This window comes from Ruegeria sp. CDSC025 (assembly GCF_059610805.1).
This window is the reverse complement of sequence record NZ_JBXWOJ010000011.1, coordinates 1-25124: the sequence shown is the minus strand read 5'-3', so window position 1 is coordinate 25124 and position 25124 is coordinate 1. Positions and strand designations below refer to the sequence as shown.

The 25124-nt window shown below is 55.8% G+C and carries 32 protein-coding genes and 2 tRNA genes; 18 read left to right on the top strand and 16 right to left on the bottom strand.

Going from position 1 to position 25124, the window contains the following annotated elements; genetic code table 11:
• Positions 1-1208: 1208 nt before the first annotated feature.
• From AC2FH8_RS15180 to AC2FH8_RS15165, 4 genes are all read right to left on the bottom strand, one after another.
• Positions 1209-1346: an entericidin A/B family lipoprotein gene (locus tag AC2FH8_RS15180; protein ID WP_142638111.1), complete on the bottom strand. Its 138-nt coding sequence runs from the start codon at positions 1344-1346 to the stop codon at positions 1209-1211.
• A gap of 76 nt (positions 1347-1422) precedes the next feature.
• Positions 1423-2217 (bottom strand): metal ABC transporter permease, encoded by a 795-nt coding sequence (locus tag AC2FH8_RS15175; RefSeq protein ID WP_496690140.1) that lies wholly within the window; start codon positions 2215-2217, stop codon positions 1423-1425.
• Complete coding sequence (locus AC2FH8_RS15170; RefSeq protein WP_496690139.1) at positions 2217-2966, bottom strand: metal ABC transporter ATP-binding protein; 750 nt, start codon at positions 2964-2966, stop codon at positions 2217-2219. The genes AC2FH8_RS15175 and AC2FH8_RS15170 overlap by 1 nt, the downstream gene beginning before the upstream one ends.
• Positions 2963-3442 carry a Fur family transcriptional regulator gene (locus AC2FH8_RS15165; protein ID WP_142638114.1) on the bottom strand — a complete coding sequence of 160 codons (480 nt, stop codon included), beginning with the start codon at positions 3440-3442 and terminating at the stop codon, positions 2963-2965. Before AC2FH8_RS15165 ends, AC2FH8_RS15170 begins: the two co-directional genes overlap by 4 nt.
• Before the next feature lie 93 nt (positions 3443-3535).
• Between AC2FH8_RS15165 and AC2FH8_RS15160 the strand changes: the two genes are divergently transcribed.
• The gene (locus tag AC2FH8_RS15160; protein ID WP_496690138.1) at positions 3536-4573 is read left to right on the top strand and encodes a zinc ABC transporter substrate-binding protein; all 1038 of its coding nucleotides are present in this window, start codon (positions 3536-3538) and stop codon (positions 4571-4573) included.
• Between the two features lie 23 nt (positions 4574-4596).
• Here the strand turns inward: AC2FH8_RS15160 and AC2FH8_RS15155 are convergent, their stop codons facing one another.
• Positions 4597-4932 (bottom strand): ArsR/SmtB family transcription factor, encoded by a 336-nt coding sequence (locus AC2FH8_RS15155; protein WP_142638116.1) that lies wholly within the window; start codon positions 4930-4932, stop codon positions 4597-4599.
• A 320-nt stretch (positions 4933-5252) separates the two neighbouring features.
• On the opposite strand from AC2FH8_RS15155, the gene AC2FH8_RS15150 reads away from it, so the two are divergent.
• The 6 genes from AC2FH8_RS15150 (at position 5253) to AC2FH8_RS15125 (ending at position 9019) form a co-directional block, all read left to right on the top strand.
• Entirely contained in the window at positions 5253-5885 is a 633-nt protein-coding gene (locus tag AC2FH8_RS15150) for an ATP-dependent Clp protease proteolytic subunit (protein WP_142638117.1), read from the top strand.
• Positions 5886-6018: 133 nt separating this feature from the next.
• Positions 6019-7284 carry an ATP-dependent Clp protease ATP-binding subunit ClpX gene (gene clpX / locus AC2FH8_RS15145; protein ID WP_142638118.1) on the top strand — a complete coding sequence of 422 codons (1266 nt, stop codon included), beginning with the start codon at positions 6019-6021 and terminating at the stop codon, positions 7282-7284.
• 66 nt (positions 7285-7350) lie between these two features.
• Positions 7351-7725, top strand: coding sequence for a Rid family hydrolase (locus tag AC2FH8_RS15140; protein ID WP_142638120.1), 375 nt, complete (start codon positions 7351-7353; stop codon positions 7723-7725).
• 79 nt (positions 7726-7804) lie between these two features.
• Positions 7805-8188 carry an NADH:ubiquinone oxidoreductase subunit NDUFA12 gene (locus tag AC2FH8_RS15135; RefSeq protein ID WP_142638122.1) on the top strand — a complete coding sequence of 128 codons (384 nt, stop codon included), beginning with the start codon at positions 7805-7807 and terminating at the stop codon, positions 8186-8188.
• 13 nt (positions 8189-8201) lie between these two features.
• Positions 8202-8654, top strand: coding sequence for an outer membrane lipid asymmetry maintenance protein MlaD (gene mlaD, locus AC2FH8_RS15130; RefSeq protein WP_496690137.1), 453 nt, complete (start codon positions 8202-8204; stop codon positions 8652-8654).
• The gene (locus AC2FH8_RS15125; protein WP_142638127.1) at positions 8651-9019 is read left to right on the top strand and encodes a DUF2155 domain-containing protein; all 369 of its coding nucleotides are present in this window, start codon (positions 8651-8653) and stop codon (positions 9017-9019) included. The genes mlaD and AC2FH8_RS15125 overlap by 4 nt, the downstream gene beginning before the upstream one ends.
• Here AC2FH8_RS15125 and aat read toward each other — a convergent pair.
• The 4 genes from aat to AC2FH8_RS15105 form a co-directional block, all read right to left on the bottom strand.
• Positions 8974-9606, bottom strand: coding sequence for a leucyl/phenylalanyl-tRNA--protein transferase (aat, locus tag AC2FH8_RS15120; RefSeq protein WP_496690136.1), 633 nt, complete (start codon positions 9604-9606; stop codon positions 8974-8976). The genes AC2FH8_RS15125 and aat overlap by 46 nt on opposite strands.
• Positions 9607-9654: 48 nt before the next feature.
• Complete coding sequence (gene accC / locus AC2FH8_RS15115) at positions 9655-11004, bottom strand: acetyl-CoA carboxylase biotin carboxylase subunit (RefSeq protein WP_496690135.1); 1350 nt, start codon at positions 11002-11004, stop codon at positions 9655-9657.
• A 9-nt stretch (positions 11005-11013) separates the two neighbouring features.
• Complete coding sequence (gene accB / locus AC2FH8_RS15110) at positions 11014-11505, bottom strand: acetyl-CoA carboxylase biotin carboxyl carrier protein (protein WP_496690134.1); 492 nt, start codon at positions 11503-11505, stop codon at positions 11014-11016.
• Positions 11506-11657: 152 nt separating this feature from the next.
• A complete protein-coding gene (locus AC2FH8_RS15105) occupies positions 11658-12194 on the bottom strand; it encodes a helix-turn-helix domain-containing protein (protein ID WP_142638135.1) in 537 nt (178 codons plus the stop codon).
• Positions 12195-12417: 223 nt separating this feature from the next.
• Between AC2FH8_RS15105 and AC2FH8_RS15100 the strand changes: the two genes are divergently transcribed.
• From AC2FH8_RS15100 to AC2FH8_RS15080, 5 genes are all read left to right on the top strand, one after another.
• Positions 12418-13716, top strand: a complete 1299-nt coding sequence (locus tag AC2FH8_RS15100) for a helix-turn-helix domain-containing protein (RefSeq protein ID WP_281995802.1) — start codon at positions 12418-12420, stop codon at positions 13714-13716.
• Between the two features lie 78 nt (positions 13717-13794).
• Positions 13795-14175 (top strand): response regulator transcription factor, encoded by a 381-nt coding sequence (locus AC2FH8_RS15095; protein ID WP_142638139.1) that lies wholly within the window; start codon positions 13795-13797, stop codon positions 14173-14175.
• Positions 14172-14474 carry a hypothetical protein gene (locus AC2FH8_RS15090; protein ID WP_496690133.1) on the top strand — a complete coding sequence of 101 codons (303 nt, stop codon included), beginning with the start codon at positions 14172-14174 and terminating at the stop codon, positions 14472-14474. Before AC2FH8_RS15095 ends, AC2FH8_RS15090 begins: the two co-directional genes overlap by 4 nt.
• The gene (locus AC2FH8_RS15085; RefSeq protein WP_496690132.1) at positions 14474-17152 is read left to right on the top strand and encodes an ATP-binding protein; all 2679 of its coding nucleotides are present in this window, start codon (positions 14474-14476) and stop codon (positions 17150-17152) included. Before AC2FH8_RS15090 ends, AC2FH8_RS15085 begins: the two co-directional genes overlap by 1 nt.
• A gap of 50 nt (positions 17153-17202) precedes the next feature.
• Positions 17203-18321, top strand: a complete 1119-nt coding sequence (locus tag AC2FH8_RS15080; protein ID WP_496690131.1) for a FliM/FliN family flagellar motor C-terminal domain-containing protein — start codon at positions 17203-17205, stop codon at positions 18319-18321.
• 8 nt (positions 18322-18329) lie between these two features.
• Here the strand turns inward: AC2FH8_RS15080 and AC2FH8_RS15075 are convergent, their stop codons facing one another.
• The 4 genes from AC2FH8_RS15075 to AC2FH8_RS15060 are packed head-to-tail and all read right to left on the bottom strand — an operon-like array spanning position 18330 to position 20523.
• Entirely contained in the window at positions 18330-18761 is a 432-nt protein-coding gene (locus AC2FH8_RS15075; RefSeq protein ID WP_142638147.1) for a protein tyrosine phosphatase family protein, read from the bottom strand.
• 9 nt (positions 18762-18770) lie between these two features.
• Entirely contained in the window at positions 18771-19202 is a 432-nt protein-coding gene (locus AC2FH8_RS15070; protein ID WP_142638149.1) for a DUF6691 family protein, read from the bottom strand.
• Positions 19202-19624 (bottom strand): YeeE/YedE family protein, encoded by a 423-nt coding sequence (locus AC2FH8_RS15065; RefSeq protein ID WP_142638151.1) that lies wholly within the window; start codon positions 19622-19624, stop codon positions 19202-19204. Before AC2FH8_RS15065 ends, AC2FH8_RS15070 begins: the two co-directional genes overlap by 1 nt.
• Before the next feature lie 35 nt (positions 19625-19659).
• Positions 19660-20523, bottom strand: a complete 864-nt coding sequence (locus tag AC2FH8_RS15060; protein WP_496690130.1) for an MBL fold metallo-hydrolase — start codon at positions 20521-20523, stop codon at positions 19660-19662.
• A gap of 246 nt (positions 20524-20769) precedes the next feature.
• Here AC2FH8_RS15060 and AC2FH8_RS15055 point away from each other — a divergent pair, with 246 nt between their 5' ends.
• The gene (locus tag AC2FH8_RS15055; protein WP_142638155.1) at positions 20770-20985 is read left to right on the top strand and encodes a hypothetical protein; all 216 of its coding nucleotides are present in this window, start codon (positions 20770-20772) and stop codon (positions 20983-20985) included.
• 9 nt (positions 20986-20994) lie between these two features.
• Here AC2FH8_RS15055 and AC2FH8_RS15050 read toward each other — a convergent pair whose 3' ends face one another.
• Positions 20995-21213 (bottom strand): carboxymuconolactone decarboxylase family protein, encoded by a 219-nt coding sequence (locus AC2FH8_RS15050; protein ID WP_142638212.1) that lies wholly within the window; start codon positions 21211-21213, stop codon positions 20995-20997.
• Positions 21214-21375: 162 nt separating this feature from the next.
• Here AC2FH8_RS15050 and AC2FH8_RS15045 point away from each other — a divergent pair, with 162 nt between their 5' ends.
• Entirely contained in the window at positions 21376-21642 is a 267-nt protein-coding gene (locus AC2FH8_RS15045) for a DUF2312 domain-containing protein (protein ID WP_142638157.1), read from the top strand.
• A gap of 22 nt (positions 21643-21664) precedes the next feature.
• Here the strand turns inward: AC2FH8_RS15045 and AC2FH8_RS15040 are convergent, their stop codons facing one another.
• Positions 21665-22222: a hypothetical protein gene (locus AC2FH8_RS15040; RefSeq protein ID WP_246097250.1), complete on the bottom strand. Its 558-nt coding sequence runs from the start codon at positions 22220-22222 to the stop codon at positions 21665-21667.
• Positions 22223-22721: 499 nt separating this feature from the next.
• Between AC2FH8_RS15040 and AC2FH8_RS15035 the strand changes: the two genes are divergently transcribed.
• The 3 genes from AC2FH8_RS15035 (at position 22722) to AC2FH8_RS15025 (ending at position 23719) form a co-directional block, all read left to right on the top strand.
• Positions 22722-22797: transfer RNA gene (locus AC2FH8_RS15035), tRNA-Thr, on the top strand.
• A gap of 239 nt (positions 22798-23036) precedes the next feature.
• A tRNA-Leu gene (locus tag AC2FH8_RS15030) sits at positions 23037-23122 on the top strand.
• A gap of 225 nt (positions 23123-23347) precedes the next feature.
• Positions 23348-23719 (top strand): rhodanese-like domain-containing protein, encoded by a 372-nt coding sequence (locus AC2FH8_RS15025; protein ID WP_142638196.1) that lies wholly within the window; start codon positions 23348-23350, stop codon positions 23717-23719.
• 48 nt (positions 23720-23767) lie between these two features.
• Here the strand turns inward: AC2FH8_RS15025 and AC2FH8_RS15020 are convergent, their stop codons facing one another.
• Positions 23768-24568, bottom strand: coding sequence for an alpha/beta fold hydrolase (locus tag AC2FH8_RS15020; protein WP_399171133.1), 801 nt, complete (start codon positions 24566-24568; stop codon positions 23768-23770).
• 49 nt (positions 24569-24617) lie between these two features.
• Between AC2FH8_RS15020 and AC2FH8_RS15015 the strand changes: the two genes are divergently transcribed.
• Positions 24618-24992, top strand: coding sequence for a hypothetical protein (locus tag AC2FH8_RS15015; protein WP_282027770.1), 375 nt, complete (start codon positions 24618-24620; stop codon positions 24990-24992).
• The last annotated feature ends 132 nt before the right edge of the window (positions 24993-25124 follow it).

Sequence of the window (25124 nt, the reverse complement as noted above, 5' to 3'; positions counted from 1 at the left end):
TCTGTGTAAAAGGCCAGCGAAAGGCCCAGTGCAGGAGGTGAGCCAGTGACAGCAAATTCAACTATCGAAGCGGTAAATGCCCCTTCATTTAGGTTGGCTGCGTGGGCTGGCGCAAGATCCTTGGGCTGTATGTAATTTTGAATTTGCGTAGCCTGCGCGATCGAACGAGTTCCGGGCTCGTCTCTGGTCTCCAGGTGAACTGAAGCGTCTCTGGTCCGGTTGGAATTTAGGGGGTACTGGCTGCGAATTGCCGCAGCGCTTAGTAGGTAACCCAACCGGGTCGGAGCGCTTCTCAAATTCAGAATTGGACTTCAACGCGGCGAGCGGGCAGGGCGTCCGGTGTGGCCGATATGCCTGGTCCCGCGGTCGTCGTGGTCAGAGGGGCCGTTGCGGCGGGTTCGATTCGAAAAAACCGGTGTCCGGACCGGGGCAATCGCGCGCCAAATCCCGCAGAATGGCTGTTCAACCCGTTTGCGCCTGCAGAAAGAGCCCGAATTCTGGGGCCGAGCACGCAATTTCACTTGTCCAATCGCAACTCTGCGCAGAAACGTAAAATCTAGAGTTATCCACATCACTCTCCAGCGAGATATCAACAGTTTATCCCCGACTATTTTTTATGCTGCAGTGCTATTTTCTTGCCTGATTATGACCGCGATGTAACAGTCAGGTTACCGCAGAGGTTCTTAGGATCCTGGGTGGGACGCAAAGGCCAAGGGGGTCGCTGCGGTGAAGGGAAATCTTAGGATTTTGTTCTACTGCAAAGACTTACCGGTGCGTGATCCGCTGATTTGGGCGTCAAGTTTGAAACAGGTGATCAAGCTCTCAGAAGGTTAATGCGTGCTGTGCGGGGCCCTCGGGCTCTGTTCAGCGGCTGTGGCCCCTTAGGGGGACAAAGCAACTGGATCGGGACGTCCCTCGGGCGTGTCGAACCGGTAAGGCGTCAGGGGTGTCCTTTGGGCACGTGCAAAGACCGCGTCTGCGCACCTGACGCCTTTTCCTTTTTCCGGGCCCCGGATTCATACAGGCAGCGATTTAATTCCCCCTAAAACGGGAACGGGGTTCTTGCGTTTAAGCAAGAACCCCGTGATCGTGTCAGAAATGCAATGCCGCGTCTATGCACCTGTGTCCGCAAGGATAGCGGGTGCGGGTGCGGAGGGCAACTATATCTTGTATGTCGCCCGATTTTAATCGCTACATTCCGAAAGGAATCAGATGTTTTCCTGAACCTCGGTGGCTGCGCCCTGAATTGCGTCACCTGCTTTTTCAATATCTTTACCGGCGCCTTTAGCGGTTTCACATGCGGCGAGTGTGCAAAGGGCCAGTCCAATAAGTGCGGCTCGGATCATAGGTCTCTCCTTTTGTATAAGTCCCGATTTTCGTAGCAGTTTTGCTAATGGTGAACCAGAGTTTTGAACCGGCAATCTATTCTTTACGAAAAAGCGGCCCGATGGCGGCGGTTACCAGAAAGATCACAGCTGCGGCGCAGACGATGCTGGGCCCGGCCGGAGTGTCGGCAAGATACGCACCGCACAGCCCGACAAGGGCGGCAGCTGATCCGATGATTGCGGCCCCGAACGCCATATTTTCAGGTGTTTTCACCAAAGACCGCGCGCCGGCTGCCGGGATGACGAGCAGGGCGGCAATCAACAGAACCCCTACCACTTTGATTGCCACGGCAACGGCCACCGCCATGGTCAGCGTCAACCACACCTCCTCGCGCTTTGGGTCAATGCCGGATGCATAGGCCATGTCCGGGTTCAGCGTGGCGACAAGTAGGGCTGACCAGCGCCAGATCATGACTGCCAGGATCAACGCGCCACCGCCCCAAATGGTTGCCAAATCGCCTTTGGTGACAGCCAGGATATCACCAAACAGAAAGGCATTTAAATCCAGCCGGACGTCGGACAGCAAGGCGACGGTGACTAGTCCTGCGGCCAGGGCTGTATGCGCTATTACGCCTAGTAATGTATCCATCGCCAACCCCTTGCCACGCAAAAGCGTGACGGTAAGCCCCATGGCAAGCGCTGACGCCACAATCGACGGCAGCATCGGAAGCGAAAACGCCAGAGACAGTGCCACACCCAGAACAGCCGCGTGCGCTGTGGCCTCGCCCAGATAGGCCATCCGGCGCCATACTACAAAGCACCCCAAAGGGGCCGCCGCGAGTGCAACGCCAATACCCGCCAGCGCCGCACGAACCATAAAATCGTCTAACATCAGTTGGTTGTTTCCTGGTCGTGGTGGTGGTCATGGTCGTGCGAATGGCTGTGTTGATGTTGGTAAAGGGCCATCATGCCCTTGGTTCCGCTGCCAAATAAGGCCCGGTATTCAGGTGCGTCCGCGACGGTATGAGGCGACCCCTCGCAGCATATATGTCCGTTCAGACATAGCACACGGTCTGAGGCCGCCATGACAACGTGCAGATCGTGACTGACCATCACGATCGCGCAACCAAGGTCGCGTCTGACCTGCTCAATGCGTTGATAGAAGGCAGCTGCACCCGGTTGATCCAGGCCTTGCGTCGCTTCATCCAAAAGCAAGACCTGAGGATCGTCAAGGAGTGCGCGCGCCAGCAGAACTCGTTGAAATTGACCGCCCGAAAGCTGGGTCATTTGCCGGTTGCGCAGATCCGGGACGCCCGCTCGTTCTAGGGCATCCAGCGCTTTGCGGGCCGAGATCCGTTTGGGTAAGCCCAGGAAACGTTGCACGGTCATCGGTAAAGCGGCGTCCAAAGCCAGTTTTTGCGGGACATAACCGATGCGCAGGCCGGGTGCGCGGCTTACCTGGCCTTCTGATGGGGTAATGGCCCCAATGATCGCCCGTAAAAGAGTCGACTTACCAGATCCGTTGGGCCCCACAATGGTCACGATCTCTGCTTCGGAAACTGCCGCATTCACATGTTCAAGGATCGTGCGGCCGTCGATCCGAATGGACATGTTTTTCAATGAAATAAGGGGGGTATTCATGCCGCCGACCCTACACATTCGGGACATAGGCCCTCGGCCTCGACCACTACTCGTTCGATTTGAAACCCCGAGGTGTTCGCCGCAGCGCCCAATCGGCCCTGTGTCAGCTCGGTTTCCGTTTCAGCCACCGCTTTGCAGGACCTGCAGATCAGAAACGCGGGGACATGGTCATGGGTCGGGTGGGCGCAGGCTGTATAGGCATTCAGTTGCTCGATACGATGCACGAACCCGTTTTGCACAAGGAAATCCAGTGCACGATACGCGACCGGAGGTTGCGACCCGAGCCCTTCTGCAGCTAGCACAGCCAGAATGTCATATGCGCCCATTGCCCGGTGCTTTTCCAACAGGATCTCAAGAACACGGCGTCGGACAGTGGTGAATTGCAGGCGCTTTGTTCTGCACTTGTTTTCGGCCTGAGACAGCGCAGTGTGAACGCAGTGGGCGTGATCGTGTTGTCTGAATCCAACAGTGCTCATGGCGGGACTCCAATGATTTTCAACTTGATATGTAATAACGTCCGGATTAACAAGCGCTCAACGAATGTAATAACATATCATCTCGGAGGGAATATGTTCCGACCCACACTGTATTTGTTCTCAATCGCGTTTGCAGGCCAAGCCATTGCCGAGGCGCCAAGCGTGGCCGTCGATATTGCGCCTGTCCATTCGCTGGTCGCCCGGGTGATGGACGGCGTGGGTGAGCCCAGCTTGATCATTCCACCCGGCGCGTCACCTCATGATCACGCTATGCGGCCTTCTGAGGCGCGGTCTTTGCAATCCGCCGAGATCGTTTTCTGGACCGGAGAAGAGCTGACCCCTTGGCTGGTTAAACCCTTGGGCGCGTTGTCGCCGGATGCGCTGCATGTCTCTTTGTTGGATGCGGATGGAACAATTCTCTATGAATTCCGGGATGCGACCGATCATGATGACCATGATGACCGTGCGGATCATGATGGCCACGACGATCACGCGGATCACGACGATCATGCGGGTCACGACGATCATGCGGGTCACGACGATCATGCGGGTCATGACGATCACGACGACCATGCGGGCCATGCAGACGACCATGGCCATGATCACGAAGGGGTAGACCCCCACGCCTGGCTGGATCCCGAAAATGCACGTATCTGGGTTCAGGTAATTGCCGCAACGCTCTCAGAGGCGGACCCTGAAAACGCCGATTCTTATCAGCAGAACGCGGCGACCGCAGATCGGGAACTGATTGAACTGAAAGAAAAAATTATGACAGATCTGACAGATATGCAGACGCTGTCATTCATAACGTTTCATGATGCCTATCAGTATTTCGAAAAGCGATTTGGGCTGGAGTCATCCGGCGCAGTCAGTCTTGGCGATGCGTCCTCTCCCGGGCCGGCGCGATTGGCGGCTTTGCGTGAAAAGGTTGAGCATGAAGGAATTGTTTGTGCCTTTTCCGAGCCACAATTTGACACAAGGCTGGTACGGACAGCGATCGAAGGAACCGGGGCCACGATCTTTGAATTGGATCCCGTAGGCGTGAGTTTTGACACAGGAATTTCGCACTATGACAGTTTGCTAATGGCCATGTCCGCCGGCTATCAAGACTGTTCCAAAAGTAAGTCGTAAGTAGCCGGGATAGCGGATTGCTCTTATTCTTCGTTGCAAAAGAGTTCGTAGACAACCTCTAACATCCGGCGTGGCCGTTCATCGGCAAGTCTATAAAAGATCGCCTTGCCTTCGCGGCGAGGCGTCACCAACCCTTCAAGTCGCAACCGCGACAGTTGTTGCGAAACAGCGGCTTGCCTCGCCGAAAGCAGCTCTTCCAGTTCTGTTACTGACTTTTCTCCCGATACCAGGTGGCACAGGATCATGAGACGCCCTTCGTGGCTGATGGCCTTGAGAAAATTTGCAGCATGCGTTGCGTTCTCAACCATTTTGTCGAAATTTTCCGGAGATGTTTCCTGTGAAAGTTGTGGAAGGGCCATCCTCTGTTTCCTTACCAGCCCACACTTTGGGCGCCTGTTTGTGTTGCTGCCTGGAGAAGGTCGCAAGTCAGCTAGTTATGAACATTTACTCTCATATGCATGAACCAAAATGAGGTGAGGGGAAAAGGGGAACTTGTGAGAGTTCGACGCAGATTTCGACTTTGAAGAGCGTATCGCTTTAGTCACCGCTGAATATCAATTTGCATTTGCAGGGCATGAAGTTTCCTGCACCCCTTGCAGCCCCACTGTGGCGATACTAAGACTCAGGTAACAGATTTTCGGGTAGTGTCCCGATCCATAGCAAAGCAGGCAGGTTTCTTATGTTCGATCCCGTTGACACATACATGAACACGCTTGTCCCAATGGTCGTTGAGCAGACCAGCAGGGGTGAGCGCGCATATGATATCTTCTCGCGCCTTCTGAAAGAGCGGATCATCTTTATCAACGGCCCGATCCACGACGGGATGAGCCATCTTGTGGTTGCTCAGCTGCTGCACCTTGAGGCGGAGAACCCGAACAAGGAAATCTCGATCTACATCAACTCGCCGGGTGGCGTGGTCACCAGCGGTTTGTCGATTTACGACACAATGCAGTATATCAAACCGAAATGTTCCACATTGGTGATCGGTCAAGCGGCCTCGATGGGGTCGGTTCTGCTGGCCGGTGGTGAGAAGGGCATGCGCTTTTCCCTGCCGAACAGCCGCATCATGGTGCACCAGCCCAGTGGCGGATATCAGGGGCAGGCAAGCGATATCATGATCCACGCAGCTGAGACGCAAAAGCTGAAGGATCGCCTGTATGATATCTATGTACGCCATACTGGACAGACCAAAAAGGCTGTTGAAAAGGCGCTGGACCGTGACAACTTCATGAGCCCGGAAGAGGCTAAGGAATGGGGTCACATAGACGAGATCGTTGAAAACCGCGCCAAGATGAGCGGCGAAGAGGGCTAAGCCCAGACCCCTCGTGTCGCCGATACGGGGGGTATTTTGAGATTGTAGCCGCCACAGTGCTGGCCTAAGCTGCACGAACAGGCGCAAGCGCGGCCCCGCAAAGGGGCATAGGATGGAGCCCGAAAGGTAGATCATGGCGACGAATTCAGGCGGTGACGGCAAAAACACGCTCTACTGCAGCTTCTGTGGCAAAAGCCAGCATGAGGTGCGTAAGCTGATTGCAGGTCCGACCGTGTTCATCTGTGATGAATGCGTCGAGCTGTGTATGGACATCATCCGCGAAGAGACGAAAGCCAACGGGCTGAAATCTTCTGACGGAGTGCCGACGCCGAAAGACATCTGCGAAGTTCTGGACGATTATGTGATCGGTCAGGCTACGGCCAAGCGGGTTCTGTCAGTAGCGGTTCACAACCACTATAAACGATTGAATCACGCTCAGAAGGCCGGCAGCGATATCGAGCTGGCCAAATCCAACATCCTGTTGATCGGCCCGACAGGCTGCGGCAAGACGTTGTTGGCGCAAACTCTGGCGCGCATTCTGGATGTGCCCTTTACCATGGCCGATGCGACCACGCTGACCGAAGCCGGTTATGTGGGCGAGGATGTCGAAAATATCATCCTCAAACTGTTGCAGGCCAGCGAATACAATGTCGAACGCGCGCAGCGCGGCATCGTTTACATCGATGAGGTCGACAAGATCACGCGCAAATCCGAGAATCCCTCGATCACGCGCGACGTGTCGGGCGAGGGCGTGCAGCAGGCGCTGCTGAAGCTGATGGAAGGCACCGTCGCCAGTGTTCCGCCGCAAGGTGGACGCAAGCATCCGCAGCAGGAATTCCTGCAAGTGGACACGACGAATATCCTGTTCATCTGCGGTGGTGCCTTTGCGGGTCTGGATAGAATTATCGCACAGCGCGGCAAAGGCTCGGCCATGGGCTTTGGTGCCGATGTGCGGGACAATGATGACCGCGGCGTGGGTGAGATTTTCAAAGAGCTGGAGCCTGAAGACCTGCTGAAATTCGGTCTGATCCCGGAATTTGTCGGACGTCTGCCAGTTCTGGCCACGCTTGAAGATCTCGACGAGGATGCGCTGGTCACCATTCTGACCAAACCCAAGAACGCGCTGGTCAAACAGTATCAGCGTCTGTTCGAACTGGAAGATGCCGAGCTGGGCTTTACCGACGATGCGCTCAAGGCTATCGCCAAACGCGCCATTGAACGGAAGACCGGTGCACGCGGGCTGCGCTCGATCCTTGAAGACATCCTTCTGGACACGATGTTCGAATTGCCTGGCATGAAGAACGTGACCGAGGTTGTCGTTAACGAAGAGGCTGTATCCTCGGACAAGCAGCCGCTGATCATCTATGCGGATGCGGCGGAATCAGCTTCGGCCGGGTAATCACTGAATTTGAATTACAACAGATGGCGCGGTGATCCCGCGCCATTTTGTGTTTGGGAGGGCAGGATGACGATAAGGCGAATTTCCTCGGGCGGTCAATATGAGGCCAAAGTCGGCTATTGCCGGGCAGTGGTTGCAAACGGTTTTGTCTTTGTTGCCGGAACCTGCGCACAAGGCGAAATCATTCCCAAAGATATCGTCGGACAGTGCAAATCCGCGCTGCAGGCGATTGAAAAGGCCTTGGATGAGGCTGGATCAAATTTGGCGCATGTGGTTCGGGTAAACTACTACCTTCCGGACATGTCAGAATTTGAACTGTGCTGGCCCTTGCTGGTTGAGGCATTTGGTGAAAACCCGCCGGCGGCGACAGTGACCGAATGCAACCTGATCACGCCAGAGGACCGCATCGAGATTGAAGTGACCGCAGTTTTGCCGGATTGATGCGCAACGTTACCCTAGCACTGGACCTTGGCGGACCTTTGGTCCATATCTGCAGAGACAAAAATGCCGGAGGCAGCCGATGGGAATCCTGAACAGTCTTTTGCGCGCCGTGACCTGGTGGAACGGGGCCACCCTGAACACCCAGATTTACACCGCGCGCAAAGGCGTGAAAGTCGGTGAAGATAATGAAGGCAATATATTTTATCGTACCGCGGATGACAGCAGGCGTTGGGTGATCTTCAACGGCGAGGCCGAGGCCAGCAGGGTTGATCCCGATTGGCACGGTTGGTTGCACCGCACCTGGGACGAACCGCCAACCGACAAACCTCTGGCACATAAATCCTGGGAAAAACCGCACCAGGAAAACCTGACAGGAACCGCGCTTGCTTATGCACCGGCGGGGTCTTTGCGCCGCCCGGATCCGGTCGAGCGTTCGGATTATGAGGCCTGGAACCCGGAATAAGACGAGGCGAGCAATGTCATCTTACAAAGTTTCAGAAGTTTTGGTCGGAGGCGCCGTCCTGGCCGGGGCAATAGCGTTTGGCGTCTATGCGAGCCAGTCGACAGGCCTGTCCCAGGGCGGTTCTGGTTATGAGCTTAACGCCTCTTTCCGCTCGCTCGAAGGCGTCGGCGTCGGAACGGACGTGCGGCTTGCCGGGGTCAAAATCGGCACCGTGACAGGGGTGACCCTGAACCCGGAAACCTACCGGGCGGACACGACTTTTGCGATTTCTGATGGAATTCTGGTCCCCGATGACAGTGCTATCGTGATCTCATCCGAAGGGTTGCTGGGTGGTAACTTTGTAGAAGTCATGCCAGGCGGATCGCCCTTTAACTTTGAACCGGGCGATCAGGTCGAGGATACACAGGGCGCAGTCAGCCTGATTTCGCTTTTGGTTAAGTTCGTCGCCGGAGATGGCGGCGAATGAAGCGATATGCTCTGATCGCGGCAATACTGGCAGCCTCTGGGGTAGCGGCACAGCAAAAGGTTCAATCCGGACCGGGTGCAATGCTCAGAGGGCTGGATAAGGTCAATGGCCAGACCGTTGATGTCGAACTGCAAAACGGCCAATCCAAGACAGTCTTTGGGCTGGATGTCGCACTGGGTGATTGCCGCTATCCTGCAGATAACCCAACAGGGGACGCGTTTGCCTACCTGACCATTTGGGAACAAGGCGGAACGGATCAACTGTTTGACGGGTGGATGATTGCCACCTCGCCAGCCCTGAATGCGCTTGATCATTCGCGCTATGACGTCTGGGTGATCCGCTGTATCACGCCATCCGGCGATTGATCGAGATCAGCAGAGAAATCTGCTGCAATAGTCACTGCCTCTTCCAGCGCGTTCCGATACTGTGCCCGCGGCACCTCGATCGCGCCGAGCGAGGCGAGATGCGCGGTTAAAAACTGCGTATCGAACAATTTGAACCCGCAGGACCGCAATCGGTCGACCAGATATGCCAGTGCAATTTTTGAGGCATCCTTGCGTCGGGAAAACATGCTTTCGCCAAAGAAGGCAGCGCCAACAGTAACGCCATAAACGCCCCCAACCAAATTCCGACCGTCCCAGATTTCCAGTGAATGGGCGTGACCGGATTGGTTCAGCTTATGGTAAAGGGTGCGAAGTTCCTGATTGATCCAGGTATCCGTGCGATCAGCGCAGCCATCAACAACGCCGGCAAAATCCCTGTTGATTGACACCGTGTACCCACAGTTCCGAATCCTGCGGGCCAAGCTGCGTGAGATGTGGAAACCGTCCAGAGGGAAGATGCCGCGAAACTTAGGATCAACCCAGAACAGGTCCGGATCATCGCGATGTTCAGCCATCGGGAAGATACCGATGGAATATCCATGGAGCAGTAATTCCGGGGAAAGGCTCATGCCAGGCGCCTCAGGGTCGGAAAGCGGTAGCCCTCCGACCCAGCAGAGTTAGTCGGCCATATTCTCCGCAAGCCAGTGCTCCAGCCAGTGGATGTTATAATCACCGCTTTGGACGTCACTTTCTTGCAGAAGTGCGTGGAACAAGGGAACCGTCGTGTCGATTCCGTCCACGATCAACTCTCCCAATGCGCGTTCCAGACGGGCCAGTGCTTCGGGTCGGTCGCGGCCCTGCACGATCAGTTTGGCGATCAGTGAGTCGTAGTAGGCCGGGATCGTGTACCCGTCATACAACGCTGAATCCATCCGCACACCCAGACCGCCCGGCGCATGGTAGGCCGAGATTTTTCCGGGGCAGGGCGAGAAGTTTGGCAGTTTCTCGGCGTTGATCCGAACCTCGATGGCGTGACCATTGATTTTCAGATCATCCTGACCGAATGACATTGGCTGACCAGCGGCAACGCGGATTTGTTCGCGCACCAGATCTACGCCAAAGATGCCCTCAGTGACCGGGTGTTCGACCTGTAGGCGGGTGTTCATCTCGATGAAATAGAAGTCGCCATTTTCGTACAGAAATTCGATCGTACCTGCACCGATATAGTTGATCTTGGCAACCGCATCGGCACAGACCTTACCGATCCTTGCGCGTTCTTCGGGGGTGATGCAGGGGCCGGGTGCCTCTTCGAATACCTTTTGGTGGCGGCGCTGCAGGGAACAGTCGCGCTCGCCCAGATGAACCGCTTGGCCCTTGCCATCGCCAAAGACCTGAATCTCGATGTGGCGCGGTGTGGTCAGGTATTTCTCAATATAGACCTCGTCATTACCAAATGCGGCTTTGCCTTCGGCGCGCGCGGTCATAAAGGCGCTTTCCATCTCATCCGCACTCATCGCGACTTTCATGCCGCGTCCGCCGCCACCGGCGGTGGCCTTGATGATGACAGGATAGCCGAATTCTTCACCGATCCGCTTGGCTGCGGCCAGATCCGGCACGCCACCATCTGAACCAGGCACACAGGGAACGCCCAAGGCTTTCATCGTGTCCTTGGCTGTGATCTTGTCCCCCATCACGCGGATATGCTCAGCGGTGGGGCCAATGAAGGTGATGTCGTGATCTTCGACGATCTGCACAAACTCGGCATTTTCAGACAAAAAGCCGTAGCCCGGGTGGATCGCCTGGGCGCCAGTGATCTCGCAGGCTGAGATGATCGCAGGCACCGACAGATAGCTTTGAGGGCTGGGCGGGGGGCCGATACAGACCGATTCGTCCGCCATGCGTACATGCATCGCGTCACTGTCTGCGGTTGAATGGACGGCGACTGTCTTAATCCCCATCTCGCGTGCGGCGCGGATGACGCGCAGGGCGATCTCGCCTCGGTTGGCAATCAGGATCTTGTCGAACATGGGGCCGCCTTACTCAACAATGACCAGAGGAGTGCCGAATTCCACAGCATCGCCATCACCCACCAAAATACGCTTGATAGTGCCGGATTTAGGCGCGTGGATGTGGTTCATGGTTTTCATCGCTTCGACGATCAGCAGCGTGTCGCCTTCGGAAACACTGGCACCGATGGAGATGAAGGACGGCGCACCCGGCTCGGGCTGCATGTACACGGTGCCGACCATGGGCGAAGTCACAGCGCCCGGATGGCTGGCTGGATCGTCACTTGCTGCGGGTGCTTCAGCTGCTGCTGGTGCGGCTGCCGGGGCTGCGGCTGGCGCGGCCGCCGGGACCGCAACCTGGACCGGAGCGGCGACGGGTGACATGCGGCTAACGCGTACGTTCAGGCTGTCATCTTCGCCATAATCACGCTTTACCTGCAACTCGGTCAGGTCGTTTTCCCGCAGCAGTTCGGCCAGTGCCTTGATAAACGCCACATCCGCTTCGTGTTTGGTATCTGTCATGAGTGTCCTCGACGGTTCCCCTTTGGCCCGTCTGTTTCGCGCGGGCTTTGGTCTGATTACGCAGCGTTATAAGCTAAGCGTACGGCCATGAAAAGCACAGTCTCGGCCTGTCAGATGGGGGTTTTGCTGAAGATTACCAGTGGTAAACAGCGTTACAGCGGCATTCCGGAGAGTTTCGCAACCAGTTCAGGCAGTTTACGTGCCCCGAATTTTTCAAGCAGCCGCGCACGGTAGGCTTCGATTGTACGATAGCTCAGGTTCAGTTCCGCACCGATTTCCTTGGCCGACAAGCCCTTGCAGGACAGAATGGCAACCTCGCGCTCACGGCTGGTTAGCTCGACCAAAGGGCGTTCCTCGGAAATATCCGAAAAACTCCAGATGCCATGGCGGAATGGATCTTCAGGCGTTAGCGAACGTCCGCGCGCGCGGCACCAGAATAAGTCGCTATCGCGGCGACGCATGACCCTCTCATCCGTGTAATATCCGGTGTCGCGCATGATTTGCAGGCTCCGTGCGCCGATACGTTCCCAATCTGCGACAGAAGGGTAGAGATGTAGCAGGGGCATGTTGCGGTAATCGGCCTCTTCACCGCCGAAAGTGCGTGCGAACTGCAGATTGCACCGGCGGATCACGCGGTTCTCCAACTCGACCAATCCGATCGGCGCATATTCAAAGGCTGGGTCGCTCATATGTCCATGGTGCAGGTGTTTTTCCGAAAATAGAAGGGGAAGGCCTGTGATTTTCGAAATATGCAAATGGGTTACACCGTGGTCCGGGTGTTTGGAACTGCGGGATGCGTTTGTGAAGAAAGTAAATTGCTCAAGAAAATTAATTGCTAAAGACTTATATTTAAATAATAGTTTTGAAAATGCTTCTGAGGTTGACCAAAGGAGCCAGCGGAAAAAGAGGAAAATTTTGCGGGACACGTTAACAGGCAGCCGTATTCGCGAAAGGCGGCAGATCGCAGGATTGCGTCAGGCCCAGCTTGCACGGCAGGTTGGAATCTCGGCATCCTATCTGAACCTGATCGAGCATAACCGCCGCAGGATCGGAGGAAAGCTGCTGGTGGATATCGCTGCGGCCCTGACCGTTGAGCCTTCGGTGCTAACCCAGGGGATCGAGGCGACGCTGATTTCTGCGCTGCGCGAGGCTGCGGCAGATGCTGTTGGCCAGAAAGCCGAAGTGGACGGGCTTGAGGAGTTCGCAAGTAGGTTTCCAGGGTGGGCGGGCGTTTTGGCGCAAATGCACAGCCGAGTGGTGTCGTTAGAGCGAACGATTGAAACCCTGTCGGATCGTTTGACGCACGATCCGCATCTGGCAGCATCCATGCACGAGGTCCTTTCGACAGCCGCCGCGATTCGTTCCACCGCTGCCATTCTTGCTGAAACGCAAGAGATTGAACCCGAGTGGCAAGACCGATTCCACCGGAACCTGCACCAGGATGCCGAACGGCTGGCCGATAGCTCCAAATCGCTGGTGGCCTATCTGGATGATTCCGAGGGGGCCGAGGATCGTCGCGGCGTCCCTCTGGAAGATGTCGAAGCATTTTTTGACAGGCATGATCACCATTTCCCGGAAATCGAAACCGGAGGGGGAAGCGCGGATGTTAATCTGAATGAGATTGATTCCTCTGCCGCGCGAAAAGTGGCGCGGGATATTCTGGACGTCTACGAATCCGACGCTCGGCTTTTGCCTCTGGATGCGCTCAAAGGGGCTTTGGATCGGGGAGTTACAGATCCTTTGCTTTTGGCAACAGAGTATTCAGTCGACATCGCCACCGTGCTGAGGCGGCTGGCCGCCTTGCCCAAAGGGTATTTGTCGCGCCCGACCGGGCTGGTGATATGTGATGCCTCAGGCAGCATTTTGTTCAGCAAATCGGTGCCCGGTTTTGCCATGCCCAGGTTCGGCGAGGCGTGTCCTCTGTGGCCGCTGTTTCAGGCGCTGAACCGGCCGCTGGTTCCGATCCGAAAACGGATCGTTCAGTTGGGGCGAACGGCCGCGGAATTCGATTGTTATGCCTATGCCTGGCCGCAATCCATTTCCGGCTATGATGATGCGCCGGTTTATCGTTCTGTCATGCTGGTTCGATCCGTCGAAGAAAGCCCTCAGGGCAGTCAGGCGGTTGCCCATGTTGGCCCAAGTTGCCGGGTCTGCCCCAATAAGGACTGTGAATCGCGCCGAGAGCCCTCGATTCTGAGCGAAGGTTTTTGACAGTTTCGTGACACTGCGCATAAGCTGTTTCGGACAGGTTGACAGTGGTGCAGCCCGTCTCGGGGAGGAATGAAATATATGAGCCGAAAGGTTCTGTTGATCGAGGATGAGCCGAACATTGCTGAAGCCATTCGGTTTTTGCTGACCCGCGAGGGATGGCAGGTTGAAACGCATGCTGAAGGGACGGATGCGCTGCTGGTGATTCAGGGCGCGAAGCCCGATCTTGTGATTCTGGATGTGATGCTGCCGGGCAAAAGCGGGATGGAGATTTTGCGCGACTTGCGCGAACTCGAAGAACTGCGAAATCTTCCGGTTCTGATGCTAACGGCTCGTGGCCAATCGAAAGATCGTGAGATGGCCGAGAATGCAGGGGTCAGCCGGTTCATGACAAAGCCGTTTTCCAATGCAGAAGTTCTGACCGCCGTCCGCGATTTGCACGCGCAGGCCTCGCGGTCATGAGCATGCAGGACGACCGCCAACCATCTGGTGCGCGGCCGTCGCTGTTTCTTGAGCGCCAAAGTTACCGCCGACGCAGGCTAACCGACGCCGCCCGTTTATTGCCTATATTGGGGGGCGCGCTGATTGCGATTCCGTTGCTGTGGCCGCGTGGGGGCGATGCAGCGGACGGAGTGCCGCTGTCTTCTGCGATTCTCTATATCTTCACATGCTGGGCGGTTTTGATCGTTGCCAGCGTTCTCTTTGGGTTCGCCGCAAGACGCATATCAACCGGCGATGATTCCGAGCCAGGTCAAGACTGATGGCAACGCTGAACGTGCTGATCCTGGTTTGTTTGGGCTATGTGGTGCTGTTGTTCAGCGTCGCATTTGCCGCCGACAGAATGGCCGCGGCGGGCAGGGGGGCGTGGCTGCGATCTCCGTTGATCTACACGCTGTCGCTGTCGATCTATTGTACCGCCTGGACCTTTTATGGCGCGGTAGGGAACGCCGCCCGGTCGGGGCTGGAGTTCGTAACGATCTATCTGGGACCCACGTTGGTCATGATCTGTTGGTGGTGGGGATTGCGCAAGCTGGTTCGGGTTGGCCGCAGCCAGAGGGTGACCTCAATCGCCGACCTGATTTCGTCTCGCTATGGCAAGTCGAACACTCTGGCGATTTGCGTCACAATTCTGGCCGTGTTGGGCGGGACGCCCTATATTGCGCTGCAACTTCAATCCATTACGCTGTCATTCTCAATCTTTGCCGAGGCCGACCCAAGCGGTCTTTACCGCGAAGGGTCCAGTGTGTTCTGGGTTGCGGCGGGGCTGGCAGTGTTCGCCATTCTGTTCGGTACCCGCAATCTGGATGCCAACGAACGCCATCATGGCGTTGTCACGGCCATCGCATTGGAATCTGTCGTTAAACTTTTTGCGCTGCTGGCCGTGGGCATTTTCGTTGTCTGGGGTATAGCCGGAGGAGTCGGTCCGATGATGGACCGCATCGATGCCTCTGAGATCGGGCAGTGGAATGTGAATGCCGGACGCTGGACCACGTTTATATTTTTATCGGCTGCGGCCTTTGTGTGTCTGCCGAGGATGTTTCAGGTGATGGTGGTGGAGAACGCCGATGAAGGGCATCTGAGGACAGCCGCATGGGCCTTCCCCCTGTATCTGCTGTTGATGAGTCTCTTTGTCGTGCCAATCGCGGTCGTAGGATTGGACCTTTTGCCCGAAGGATCGAATCCGGATCTGTTCGTGCTGACGGTGCCCCTGTCGCAGGGCAATGAATGGCTGGCGATGCTGTCCTTTATTGGCGGCTTTTCATCCGCCACATCGATGGTGATTGTCACGGCAATGGCCCTATCGACCATGGTGTCAAATCACGTCGTGATGCCGATCTGGTTTAGCCGGCAGGAGGGCGCTGGCGCCGTATCCGGTGATGTCCGCAATGTGGTTTTGCTGTCCCGGCGGATTTCAATCGCCGTGATCATGGTGCTTGGGTTCTCGTATTACCGCATTTCCGGCGGCGGGGCCGCGCTGGCCTCGATTGGTCTGGTGGCCTTTGCCGGGATTTCCCAGATTTTGCCTTCGCTGGTTGGCGGGCTGTTCTGGCGCGGGGCGACGCGAACAGGGGCTCTGATCGGACTGACGGTCGGGTTCTTGTTGTGGATCTACACGCTGTTGTTGCCCGGCATGGGCAGCGCGATTATGTCGGATAGTGTCCTGCAGAACGGACCGTTCGGATGGGGCTGGTTGCGCCCGCAGGCCTTGTTCGGGATCGACGGAATGGACCCGATGGTGCACGCTGTGTTGTGGTCGCTGTCGCTGAACACGCTGGCATTTTGCGCGGCCTCTTTGCTGAGTTTTCCAAGCCCGCTCGAACGTTTGCAGGGGGCGCAATTCGTCAACGTATTCGACCATTCGGTTGCGCTGCGCGGTTGGACCGGATCGGTAGCGCAAAGCGAAGACCTGATGATCATGACCCAGCGCATTTTGGGCGCAGGTCCGGCGCAAGAGTTCTTTCAGGCGCAGGCGGAACAGCAGGGTGGGCGTTCCAGCCTGCCCGAACCTACGCCTGGGTTTTTGGAGCGGTTGGAACGTGAACTCAGCGGCTCGGTCGGGGCGGCGACAGCGCATGCGATGATCGGGCAGATTGTTGGTGGTTCCTCCGTTTCGGTCGAGGATTTGCTCGCCGTGGCCGACGAATCCGCGCAGATGTTGGAATACTCCAGCCAACTGGAAGCGAAATCCGCTGAACTCAGCCGTACGGCGCGCCAACTGCGTGAGGCGAACACCAAGCTGACGCAAATTTCCGAACAGAAGGACGGGTTCCTCAGCCAAGTCAGCCACGAATTGCGAACCCCCATGACCTCGATCCGAGCATTTTCCGAGATCATGCGGGATACCGAAGGTCTGACCAGCGAAGAAAGAACGCGTTACGCTGCCATCATCCATGACGAGGCGCTTCGGTTGACACGGCTGCTGGATGACTTGCTGGACCTGAGCGTTCTGGAAAGTGGGCGAGTCAATTTGAACAAGAGCGGTGACACCCTGCGGTCGGTTTTGGATCGTGCTGTGTCCAGTGCCTTGGCTGGAACCAGCCAGAAACTAACCGTCCGGCGGTCGAAAACCTCCGAACGCGTTCTCCTGCATACGGATTTGGACCGTCTGGGGCAGGTGTTTATCAACCTGATTTCGAACGCTCAGAAATATTGTGATGCCAAAGAACCGGTTCTGACCATTTCCGCGCATGATGTCGGCGGACAGGTCGTCATTGATTTTGCTGATAACGGCACCGGCATTCCCCCGGATGCCCGGCAGATGGTTTTTGAGAAATTTGCCCGCGTCGGAGGCGACAAGGCAGGTGGTGCGGGGCTGGGATTAGCGATCTGCCGTGAGATTATGCAAAGACTGGGGGGCGATATCAGCTACTTGCCCGGCCATGGTGGGGCTGCGTTCCGGGTCAGGCTGCCACAGGCCTACCGACAGGCTGCGCAGTGACGGCTGTATAAACAGGTTGGTAACTATCGCCGGGTTAGACCTGAAAGAGAATGCAGGAACAATCAGCGGTTTTAGGCATGACGCAATCTGTCAGCGCGGCTCTGGCGCGCAAGCTTTCGATCAGTCAGGAGGAAAAGGGTGACAAGCCTCGCTCGATCCTACGTGCGCTGCGTCTGGCTTTTGCTCGCGCGGCAGAAGATCGTTTGCAGCTGCCGTTGTCGGTAATCGGCGCCAAACAATCCTGTCGGCCACCAGGTGGGCTGACACAGTCTTTGGATGAGGAATGGATATTGCTGCTCTTTTCAGGCTCTGACAGCAGCTTGGCTGCGATCTGCATGGATATAGGGTTAGTGTCGGCTGTCGTGCAGGCTCAGACAATAGGCGAGGTGATGCCGGGAGCGCATTCTGCGCGGGGGTTCACCGATACGGACGCGGCCATGGTGTCCCCTTGGATCGAAGAGGGGCTGTCCCGCGCGGCATCACTTGTCGAAACGGCGAGTGACCGCATGTGCCTGATCGGTTTTGAATATGCTTCGCGCCTTGCGGATCTGCGAACTTTGACCCTGGCGATGGTGGAAGAGGAATACCGAGTTTTTGAACTGACAGTCGAACTTGGCGGTGGGCTGAGACAAGGTCAGCTTTCAGTACTGTTGCCTATCCGACCGGCTGAAACGGCCGAGACGGAGGTGATTCATGATGAGCCAGAGGGCAGGCTTGATCAGGCATCGGGCGTGTTGAGAGCAGATTTGAATACGGTGGTCTGCCGGATGCCCTTGTCCCTGGCGACGCTGACAGAACTGGCGGTGGGGGATGTGTTGCCATTGATCGGGGCGCGGCTGGATCGTACCGAGATTGTGGCGATCGACCGCAGCCGGGCCGCGATCGGACGGCTCGGCCAATGCGGAGGACTGCGTGCGGTGCGCCTGAACGAAACCTACCAAACTCAGACATTTTCCCAGCCCGAAGCAAATGAGTTCCTTGAGGCGAGTTCAGCCAGTATACACGAAGAGGGGCCAACCGAACACGGGCAGGAAACAATGCCATTTTCCCGCGGCGCGCTGGGCCTAGAGGGGACAGAATTGAACCTCGAGAATTCGGAACACATGGTTGCCGAGATATCTCAACTGGCTGGTTTATCTGGGGATGAAAGCGCGCTGAAAGGCAGTTAGCAGACGGCTCAAGTCACTGATCTGCGTATTTCTTCCAAGGTTGGACGCAGGTTGTCCAACGCATAGCCTGCCTTGGTCGTCGCCTGAAGGATGTCTTCGGTGCTCATGCTTTCGCACTGCCCCAATGCCCAGATCACAGAACAACGCGTGCCCGATGCACAATATGCGAGAACCGGACCGGCACAGGATTCTGCCAGGTCACGTTGCAAGGAGACGTTTTCGGGCGTCATGGTCTGATGCGTCAGCTCTAGCACTTCGTATTCCAACCCGGCAGCACGCACGGCCTGTCCGATAGCATCTGACTGGAGATCCTCGGGAACTTCGCTGTTCGGCCGGTTGCAGATCACTTTGACAAAGCCTGCCTCGACAATAGTGGGAACATCCTCGACCGAAATTTGCGGCGAGACGGCATAGCGGGGGGTTATCGGTCGAATCTCCATGGCTACTGCTTAGGTCGCGTTTACGGTTCTGTCCAGTTTTGCACCTACGGCAGGAGCGGCATACATCCCTGCGAGCATGGAAATCAGAAACACAACGCCTCCGGTTCCGCCATACGTAAGAGACGCGATGGCTGGACCGGGACACAGTCCCGCTAATCCCCATCCCATGCCAAACATGACCGATCCGATGATAAGGCGGCGATCCAGTTCATGCTGCACCATTGTCGGGAAATTCCCACCCGACAGCGGTTTGCGATCTGGAACCAGCCTCCATGCGATCATCATGGGCACAATGGCTCCCCCCATCACAAATGCGAGTGTCGGATCCCAGTTGCCGAAAATATCCAGCCACCCCTGCACCTTGGTTGTGTCAGTCATGCCGGAAATCAACAGGCCTGCTCCGAACAAAGAGCCCGAAAGAAGCGATATCAGATTGCGCATCAGATCAACCCCCAGACATGGCGAAACAAGGCCAGCGTCACTGCCCCGGCCGCAATGTAAAGGATCGTTGCCACGATCCCGCGCACCGAAAACCGGGAAATGCCGCACACCCCATGTCCAGAGGTGCACCCGTTGGCAATTCGTGTCCCGATACCGACAAGCAGCCCAGCCCCGATCACAACCGTCAAATTCGAGGTCAGGTTTGTCTGCGGCCCCGGCGACAAAAACAGGCTTAGCATCAACGGCGTCCCAATCATCCCAGCGAGGAAATACAGCCGCTCGGCCGAGCGGTCAGAGCGATCGACAAGCCCTCCCAGGATACCGCTCGCCCCCATTACACGACCGTTTCCAAGCAGGTAAACTGCTGCGCCAAGACCAATCAACAGGCCGCCTACCAGTCCCCATATCCATTCTGAATACACTGATTTGTTCCCCCAAGAAGTTCGGCTCTAGCCGTCTAAAGTTTGTTCACTGGTAGTTTCAGGAACACGTCGCCATTCTCATCCTCAGGCGGCATCTGACCCGCCCGCATATTGACTTGTAAAGAGGGCAGGATCAGCCGCGGCATGGCCAAAGTGGCATCGCGGGCGTCGCGCATTTCAACGAATTCCTCGATAGGTCGACCTTGCCCGATATGCACGTTCAAGGATTTTTGCTCTTCAACAGTTGTTTCCCACGCAAACTCGTCCCGCCCAGGAGCTTTGTAGTCATGCCCGACAAAGATGCGTGTCGCATCCGGCAGTGAAAGGATCCTCTGGATCGAGTTGTACAAATCTCCGGACGATCCGCCGGGAAAGTCGCATCGCGCAGTGCCAAAATCCGGCATGAACAGCGTGTCTCCGACAAATGCCGCGTCGCCGATGACATAGGTCATGCAGGCGGGCGTATGGCCGGGGGTGTGCAAGACGTCACCTCTCATTTGACCGACATGAAATCCGTCGCCGTCGCGGAACAAGGCGTCGAACTGGCTACCATCGCGCTGAAACTCGGTACCCTCGTTGAAAATTTTCCCGAAAGTTTCCTGGATGGCGACGATTTGATCACCGATGCCAATCTTGCCTCCGAGTTTCTGCTGCAAATAGGGGGCTGCTGAAAGGTGGTCGGCATGGACATGGCTTTCCAGAATCCATTCGGTTCGCAACGAATTGGATTGGACATATCCGATGATCTCATCCGCAGATCGCGTATTGGTTCGGCCGGATGCGTGATCGAAATCCAGAACACTATCTATGATCGCGCAGGCATCGCCTTCAGGATCCTGAACCAGATAAGACACCGTGAATGTCTCGGCGTCAAAAAATGCTTTCACTTTGGGCGTCATGGTTTCCTCCGCCGGTTAGGTCTTAGTCATATATTAATAACGGAATGTGAAGCAATCAACATTTGGTGATTTGATGCCGGTCAAGGCAGAAGCGGCAAAGTCGGGCTAAAATCCAGGCATCCTGCGAAAGCGCGCCGATGTTAGGGGGCGGTCGGGCGAATTTTCGCGCGATAGAATAACCGAGTGATGTAAGTCTTAAAACCGTTACTAAACTATAGGTAACTGATGACATTTGGGAGGATGGATATGCCGAGAATCGATTTGTATTCCGAAGCCGAACAACTTGAGAAAAAACTGAAGGGCGCCAGTGTTGATACCCGCCTTGCCCTTCAGCCCAGTGTCACAAAGGTCATCGAGAAGATGCGTCTGCAGGGTGTTGAGGTTCCTGCGCGCCTGCGTCGCCTGGATGCGGCCCTGTGCGAGGACGTTATGGAAGCGCGTTTCGACAATCTGCCGGTTTGATGGCCGCAGTCAACCGAACGAGATTCCAAGTATAACCAGCATAAGACCTATCACCGACAAAAAGAGCGCGCCCATGTTCCAGGGCAGCACCCGTTGAACAACGGCGCGCAGTTCATCGTCAGACAGGCCGGATTTGCGGGCTTTCATGACATGCAGAATGCACCAAACCAGCCCAGCCAGGCCGATAAGTGACAGGGCGGCACCGCCCCAGGTGATGAATTCGAACATCGTTTTCCATTTTTCAGCGTCTGACCTGAGCGCTTAACTGATCGCGCTGGCCCGCACAAGCGAGACTGGTTTTTTGCATGCTTGCGGCTTGGCTCGCACCGATGTATCCCGCTTGTTGCCCACCTTTTCAGCATGACAAACCAGCCTCCGGGAGAGACTTAGATGGAAGAGAATACCGAAGATCAGGCCGCCGCGAATTACCGTGTAACCGCGGGTGAGTTGCGCCAGTTCATCGAACGGATCGAGCGTCTGGATGCGGAAAAGAAAGATTTGGCGGAGCAACAAAAAGAAGTGATGGCCGAGGCAAAAGCGCGGGGCTACGACACCAAGGTCATGCGGAAAGTGATCGCATTGCGCAAACGTGACAAAGACGACATCGCCGAGGAAGAGGCGGTGTTGGAAATGTACAAGGAAGCGTTGGGAATGTAACGGCTGCTTTCCCGCTATAGACTCAAGGTTTTAGAACCTGCACTCCGGGCATGGACTCAAGTCGGTCCATGTCCTGCGCATATAATTCTGCAAACGCGTCGACGATTTCCATGCTCCAATCTGGCAGATCAAGCTCTTCTGTTGTGAGCTCGGTTTTGGCGTGTTCCTCCAAAACCGTGGCAAGGTCGTCACGCAAATGTTCGTCCTGTTCCAGGCTTTGATCAATCAATGCCAGACCTTTGGATTTGCCTGAATCGTCTAGAAGTGACAGCAGTAAATCAAACTCATCAACCAGTGTGTTGTCCGAGGGAAGGGCCGCGATTGCACGGACTATATCTCCCCAGATCAGTGGTGCGTCCTCGTTGCTCCAGAGTGTGATTTTGACATTGGGCGCAAGATCTCTGATGTCCTCGACCATGCTGATCCAGCTGAGGCAGCTGATATCGGTACTTCGCATTTTGTCGAGGCGACTCTGTTCAGGTAGCGACATCAAAGCTTTGGGAATAAATCTGCCAGGGCTTAAAAAACCCATACAAAGCTCAATTTCGTGGTCAGGAAAGGACTTTTCAAGCAACTCCATTCGGCGTCCCGCATTTGGGTATAGCTGCCCGTCGTCCAGTGCATTTCCAACATCGCCTGCAAAGCTGGCGCATGAGTAAATCAAACGATCGACCTTCGGAGCTGATCGCAACCCATCCCGGAGCATTTCCATTGCGGCACCGATTTCATCCTGGTTTTCAATGGCAGCAAAGGCGGGTTCGAAAATTTGTCGATATCGGCGCGGGCCAAATACGGATGCACCATTTTGATGCAACGCGCCGGTGTTGCGTTGAAGGGACCGCAATACGAGACCTTCATCGGTGAACGCAGCACCTGCGTGGATTGCAACCTGCATATTCGGTTTTTACCCTCGCGTTCGTGCACATTATCTGCTGGGTTACAGGCTGTACTCCGCACAGTCAAACCAGGCGGAGTAAAATCTCTGGGCCAGACCCAGTACCACGAATACAGAAAATCGTTAAGCGGCGGCAAAATTCTGTCTTGAAGTCCGTAACAAGAGGCATTAATCGACACCAAGTGCCCCTATAGCTCAGCTGGTAGAGCAACTGATTTGTAATCAGTAGGTCCGCGGTTCGAGTCCGTGTGGGGGCACCATTTCACTCTAAGATTCTTTCTATTTCTTGATTTTCCAAAAGTCAGAATGATTGGGACAGCGCAGGCGAATTGCGTAACGAAGAGTTTTTCCGAGGACTTTTTCTGATGACCTGCGTAAATGGGGTGGTGGTCAAAGGCGGCGATTGAATTTCCGCAAGTTGCATCGGCGAAACGCATTGTGTTCATAGCCTTATGGCCTTACTGGTGCTTTCAGCCTAAAAACTGGCCCAACGCGCTGTGCGGGCGTGATGGAATGGTAGACATATCAGACTTAAAATCTGAAGGGCGTATGCCCGTGTGGGTTCGAGTCCCACCGCCCGCACCACCTCTGATGCCCTGATTGATTTTCAAGTCTCGATGCAGCAGAACCTCTCCCGGTTTGCTTTGGTTCGGGTTCGGCGGGAATTGAATACCGGGATTGGTTCAGCGCAAAAATCGGTGTCCTGCAATAAATGTCCAATATCTATCCAGCCTAAGGTGAAGGCCTGTCAGGCTACACCTTCCAGTTCCTGCATGTTAGCATCCCGTAAATTTCTTCAGGAGACACCATATGCCGTTGACCGTAAAACAAATGATGGAAGCTGCGAACTCCACCGTCGAGCGAATCCAGAGAGCCAAAGCGGTCGAGATCCTGGAGCGAGGTGGCCTGCTTCTGGACATCCGCGATGCAGCGGAATTGCAGCAGACAGGGCGTGCTTCGGGGTCACATCATATCCCGCGCGGTATGTTGGAATTTCGGGCCGATGACACTCTGCAATCACATGATCCAGAGCTTCGCAAAGATCGCCCAATTGTCTTGTATTGTGCCTCGGGTGGCCGCGCTGCCCTTGCGGGAAAACTGTTGCAGGACATGGGGTATGAGCAGGTCTATAACCTGGGTGGCTTGGTCGATTGGGTGAATGGCGGGGGCGAAGTCGCCTAGCCAATAGGAAACGCCAGAACCCGAGCTGTGATCGTTCGAGAGGTCAGGTCAGGCGTTGAGGAACGTCCTGACGGCGGCCTCGAACTCACGCGGTTTTTCCGCATGCAACCAATGTCCTGCACCAGGTATTTTTGCAAAACGTGCCGAAGGGAACATTCCGCGGATCACAGAGCGATGTTCAGGCAGCACATAGTCGGACTCCCCCCCGGACAAAAACAGTGTTTGACCACCCCAGGATGCGTCTATTTCAGGAAAGCCCATGATCTTGGGCATTTCAGAGGCCAAAGTATCCAGGTTCAAAAGCCAACGCTGTCCGTTGATGTCGAGTGACTGCGTGAAAAAGCTCTGAAGGGCTTTTTCGACTCCGTTGTCGGCCAGTTGTTGTTCAGCGTCCGAGCGACGCTCGACCCGGGAAAGGTCCACCGCGCGCATCGCTTCAATAAACTGAATCTGACTGTGGCTATAGGCCACCGGGGCGATGTCTGCCACCACCAGTTTGCGCAGCTTTGCGCTGTGCAGCAGGGCTAAAGTCATGGATGCCTTGCCGCCCATCGAATGTCCGACGACATCTGCCTGTCCGCCGAACTGGTCGATAACTTCGGCCAGATCATTCGCCAGATCGGAATACCCATGGTCATGCGTCCACATGCTGTTTGCGTGGTTGCGCATATCAACCGCCACAACTTGCCGCTCGTCAGATAGCCGGCGGGCGATGACCCCCCAGTTCCGGGCCGAGCCATATAGGCCATGGGCGATCAGCAAAGGGGGCTTGTCGGTTGGTTCACCATGTATGATCGTGTTCAGCATATAGCCGTGATACCCGCCGCAATCTGAAACGGCCAGCCCCATTGTGGCTCCTATTCCACATGGGTAAACTGTCAGCTCAGGAGGCCGCAGCATGCCGCAAGACACAGATATACAAATCCAAATTGCGCAGACCATACAGCTGTTGCGTGACAAGTTGGGTGTGCGCGACAAAACGCTGACCGCCTCGGTCAAAAAGGCCAAAAGGCAACTGCCGCGCCGGATATACAAACAGGCAATGGTCCTGGCTCAAGCAGAGCAGATGGCGGCCCATCCAAAACTGCGACTTGTGCTGGACAATCCAAAACTGATCCAGGCCTCGGAAGAGGTTCAAAAACATCTGGGGGGTATCAATTTGGCGGATCGGAGGATGGGATGGTTTCTGGGAATGCTGGGCGGGCTGACTTTTAACCTGTTGGCCTTTTCTGCTTTGTTGCTGATCTTCATGTTGTGGCAGGGGCTTATCTGACCACAAAAAAAACGGCGCCGGATTGGCGCCGTTTTGTTCTTGGATGACTGAATTCTTACAAGTTTGGATAGATAGGGAATCTGGCGCAGAGGTTTGCGACTTCGGCTTTGACTTTGGCCTCGACCTCACCGT

Bases quoted from the DNA above. Each gene is read 5' to 3' on its own strand.
- accC (WP_496690135.1), bottom strand. From the start codon at position 11,004: ATGTTCGACAAGATCCTGATTGCCAACCGAGGCGAGATCGCCCTGCGC.
- AC2FH8_RS15020 (WP_399171133.1), bottom strand. From the start codon at position 24,568: ATGGGGCTGGCCGTTTCAGATTGCGGCGGGTATCACGGCTATATGCTG.
- AC2FH8_RS15140 (WP_142638120.1), top strand. From the start codon at position 7,351: ATGACGATAAGGCGAATTTCCTCGGGCGGTCAATATGAGGCCAAAGTC.
- aat (WP_496690136.1), bottom strand. From the start codon at position 9,606: ATGAGCCTTTCCCCGGAATTACTGCTCCATGGATATTCCATCGGTATC.
- AC2FH8_RS15160 (WP_496690138.1), top strand. From the start codon at position 3,536: ATGTTCCGACCCACACTGTATTTGTTCTCAATCGCGTTTGCAGGCCAA.
- AC2FH8_RS15170 (WP_496690139.1), bottom strand. From the start codon at position 2,966: ATGAATACCCCCCTTATTTCATTGAAAAACATGTCCATTCGGATCGAC.
- AC2FH8_RS15025 (WP_142638196.1), top strand. From the start codon at position 23,348: ATGCCGTTGACCGTAAAACAAATGATGGAAGCTGCGAACTCCACCGTC.
- AC2FH8_RS15155 (WP_142638116.1), bottom strand. From the start codon at position 4,932: ATGGCCCTTCCACAACTTTCACAGGAAACATCTCCGGAAAATTTCGAC.
- AC2FH8_RS15050 (WP_142638212.1), bottom strand. From the start codon at position 21,213: ATGTTCGAATTCATCACCTGGGGCGGTGCCGCCCTGTCACTTATCGGC.
- AC2FH8_RS15015 (WP_282027770.1), top strand. From the start codon at position 24,618: ATGCCGCAAGACACAGATATACAAATCCAAATTGCGCAGACCATACAG.
- AC2FH8_RS15085 (WP_496690132.1), top strand. From the start codon at position 14,474: ATGGCAACGCTGAACGTGCTGATCCTGGTTTGTTTGGGCTATGTGGTG.
- AC2FH8_RS15175 (WP_496690140.1), bottom strand. From the start codon at position 2,217: ATGTTAGACGATTTTATGGTTCGTGCGGCGCTGGCGGGTATTGGCGTT.
- AC2FH8_RS15105 (WP_142638135.1), bottom strand. From the start codon at position 12,194: ATGAGCGACCCAGCCTTTGAATATGCGCCGATCGGATTGGTCGAGTTG.
- AC2FH8_RS15095 (WP_142638139.1), top strand. From the start codon at position 13,795: ATGAGCCGAAAGGTTCTGTTGATCGAGGATGAGCCGAACATTGCTGAA.
- AC2FH8_RS15150 (WP_142638117.1), top strand. From the start codon at position 5,253: ATGTTCGATCCCGTTGACACATACATGAACACGCTTGTCCCAATGGTC.
- AC2FH8_RS15135 (WP_142638122.1), top strand. From the start codon at position 7,805: ATGGGAATCCTGAACAGTCTTTTGCGCGCCGTGACCTGGTGGAACGGG.
- AC2FH8_RS15090 (WP_496690133.1), top strand. From the start codon at position 14,172: ATGAGCATGCAGGACGACCGCCAACCATCTGGTGCGCGGCCGTCGCTG.
- clpX (WP_142638118.1), top strand. From the start codon at position 6,019: ATGGCGACGAATTCAGGCGGTGACGGCAAAAACACGCTCTACTGCAGC.
- AC2FH8_RS15040 (WP_246097250.1), bottom strand. From the start codon at position 22,222: ATGGAGTTGCTTGAAAAGTCCTTTCCTGACCACGAAATTGAGCTTTGT.
- accB (WP_496690134.1), bottom strand. From the start codon at position 11,505: ATGACAGATACCAAACACGAAGCGGATGTGGCGTTTATCAAGGCACTG.
- AC2FH8_RS15060 (WP_496690130.1), bottom strand. From the start codon at position 20,523: ATGACGCCCAAAGTGAAAGCATTTTTTGACGCCGAGACATTCACGGTG.
- mlaD (WP_496690137.1), top strand. From the start codon at position 8,202: ATGTCATCTTACAAAGTTTCAGAAGTTTTGGTCGGAGGCGCCGTCCTG.
- AC2FH8_RS15045 (WP_142638157.1), top strand. From the start codon at position 21,376: ATGGAAGAGAATACCGAAGATCAGGCCGCCGCGAATTACCGTGTAACC.
- AC2FH8_RS15070 (WP_142638149.1), bottom strand. From the start codon at position 19,202: ATGCGCAATCTGATATCGCTTCTTTCGGGCTCTTTGTTCGGAGCAGGC.
- AC2FH8_RS15055 (WP_142638155.1), top strand. From the start codon at position 20,770: ATGCCGAGAATCGATTTGTATTCCGAAGCCGAACAACTTGAGAAAAAA.
- AC2FH8_RS15180 (WP_142638111.1), bottom strand. From the start codon at position 1,346: ATGATCCGAGCCGCACTTATTGGACTGGCCCTTTGCACACTCGCCGCA.
- AC2FH8_RS15125 (WP_142638127.1), top strand. From the start codon at position 8,651: ATGAAGCGATATGCTCTGATCGCGGCAATACTGGCAGCCTCTGGGGTA.
- AC2FH8_RS15080 (WP_496690131.1), top strand. From the start codon at position 17,203: ATGCAGGAACAATCAGCGGTTTTAGGCATGACGCAATCTGTCAGCGCG.
- AC2FH8_RS15075 (WP_142638147.1), bottom strand. From the start codon at position 18,761: ATGGAGATTCGACCGATAACCCCCCGCTATGCCGTCTCGCCGCAAATT.
- AC2FH8_RS15165 (WP_142638114.1), bottom strand. From the start codon at position 3,442: ATGAGCACTGTTGGATTCAGACAACACGATCACGCCCACTGCGTTCAC.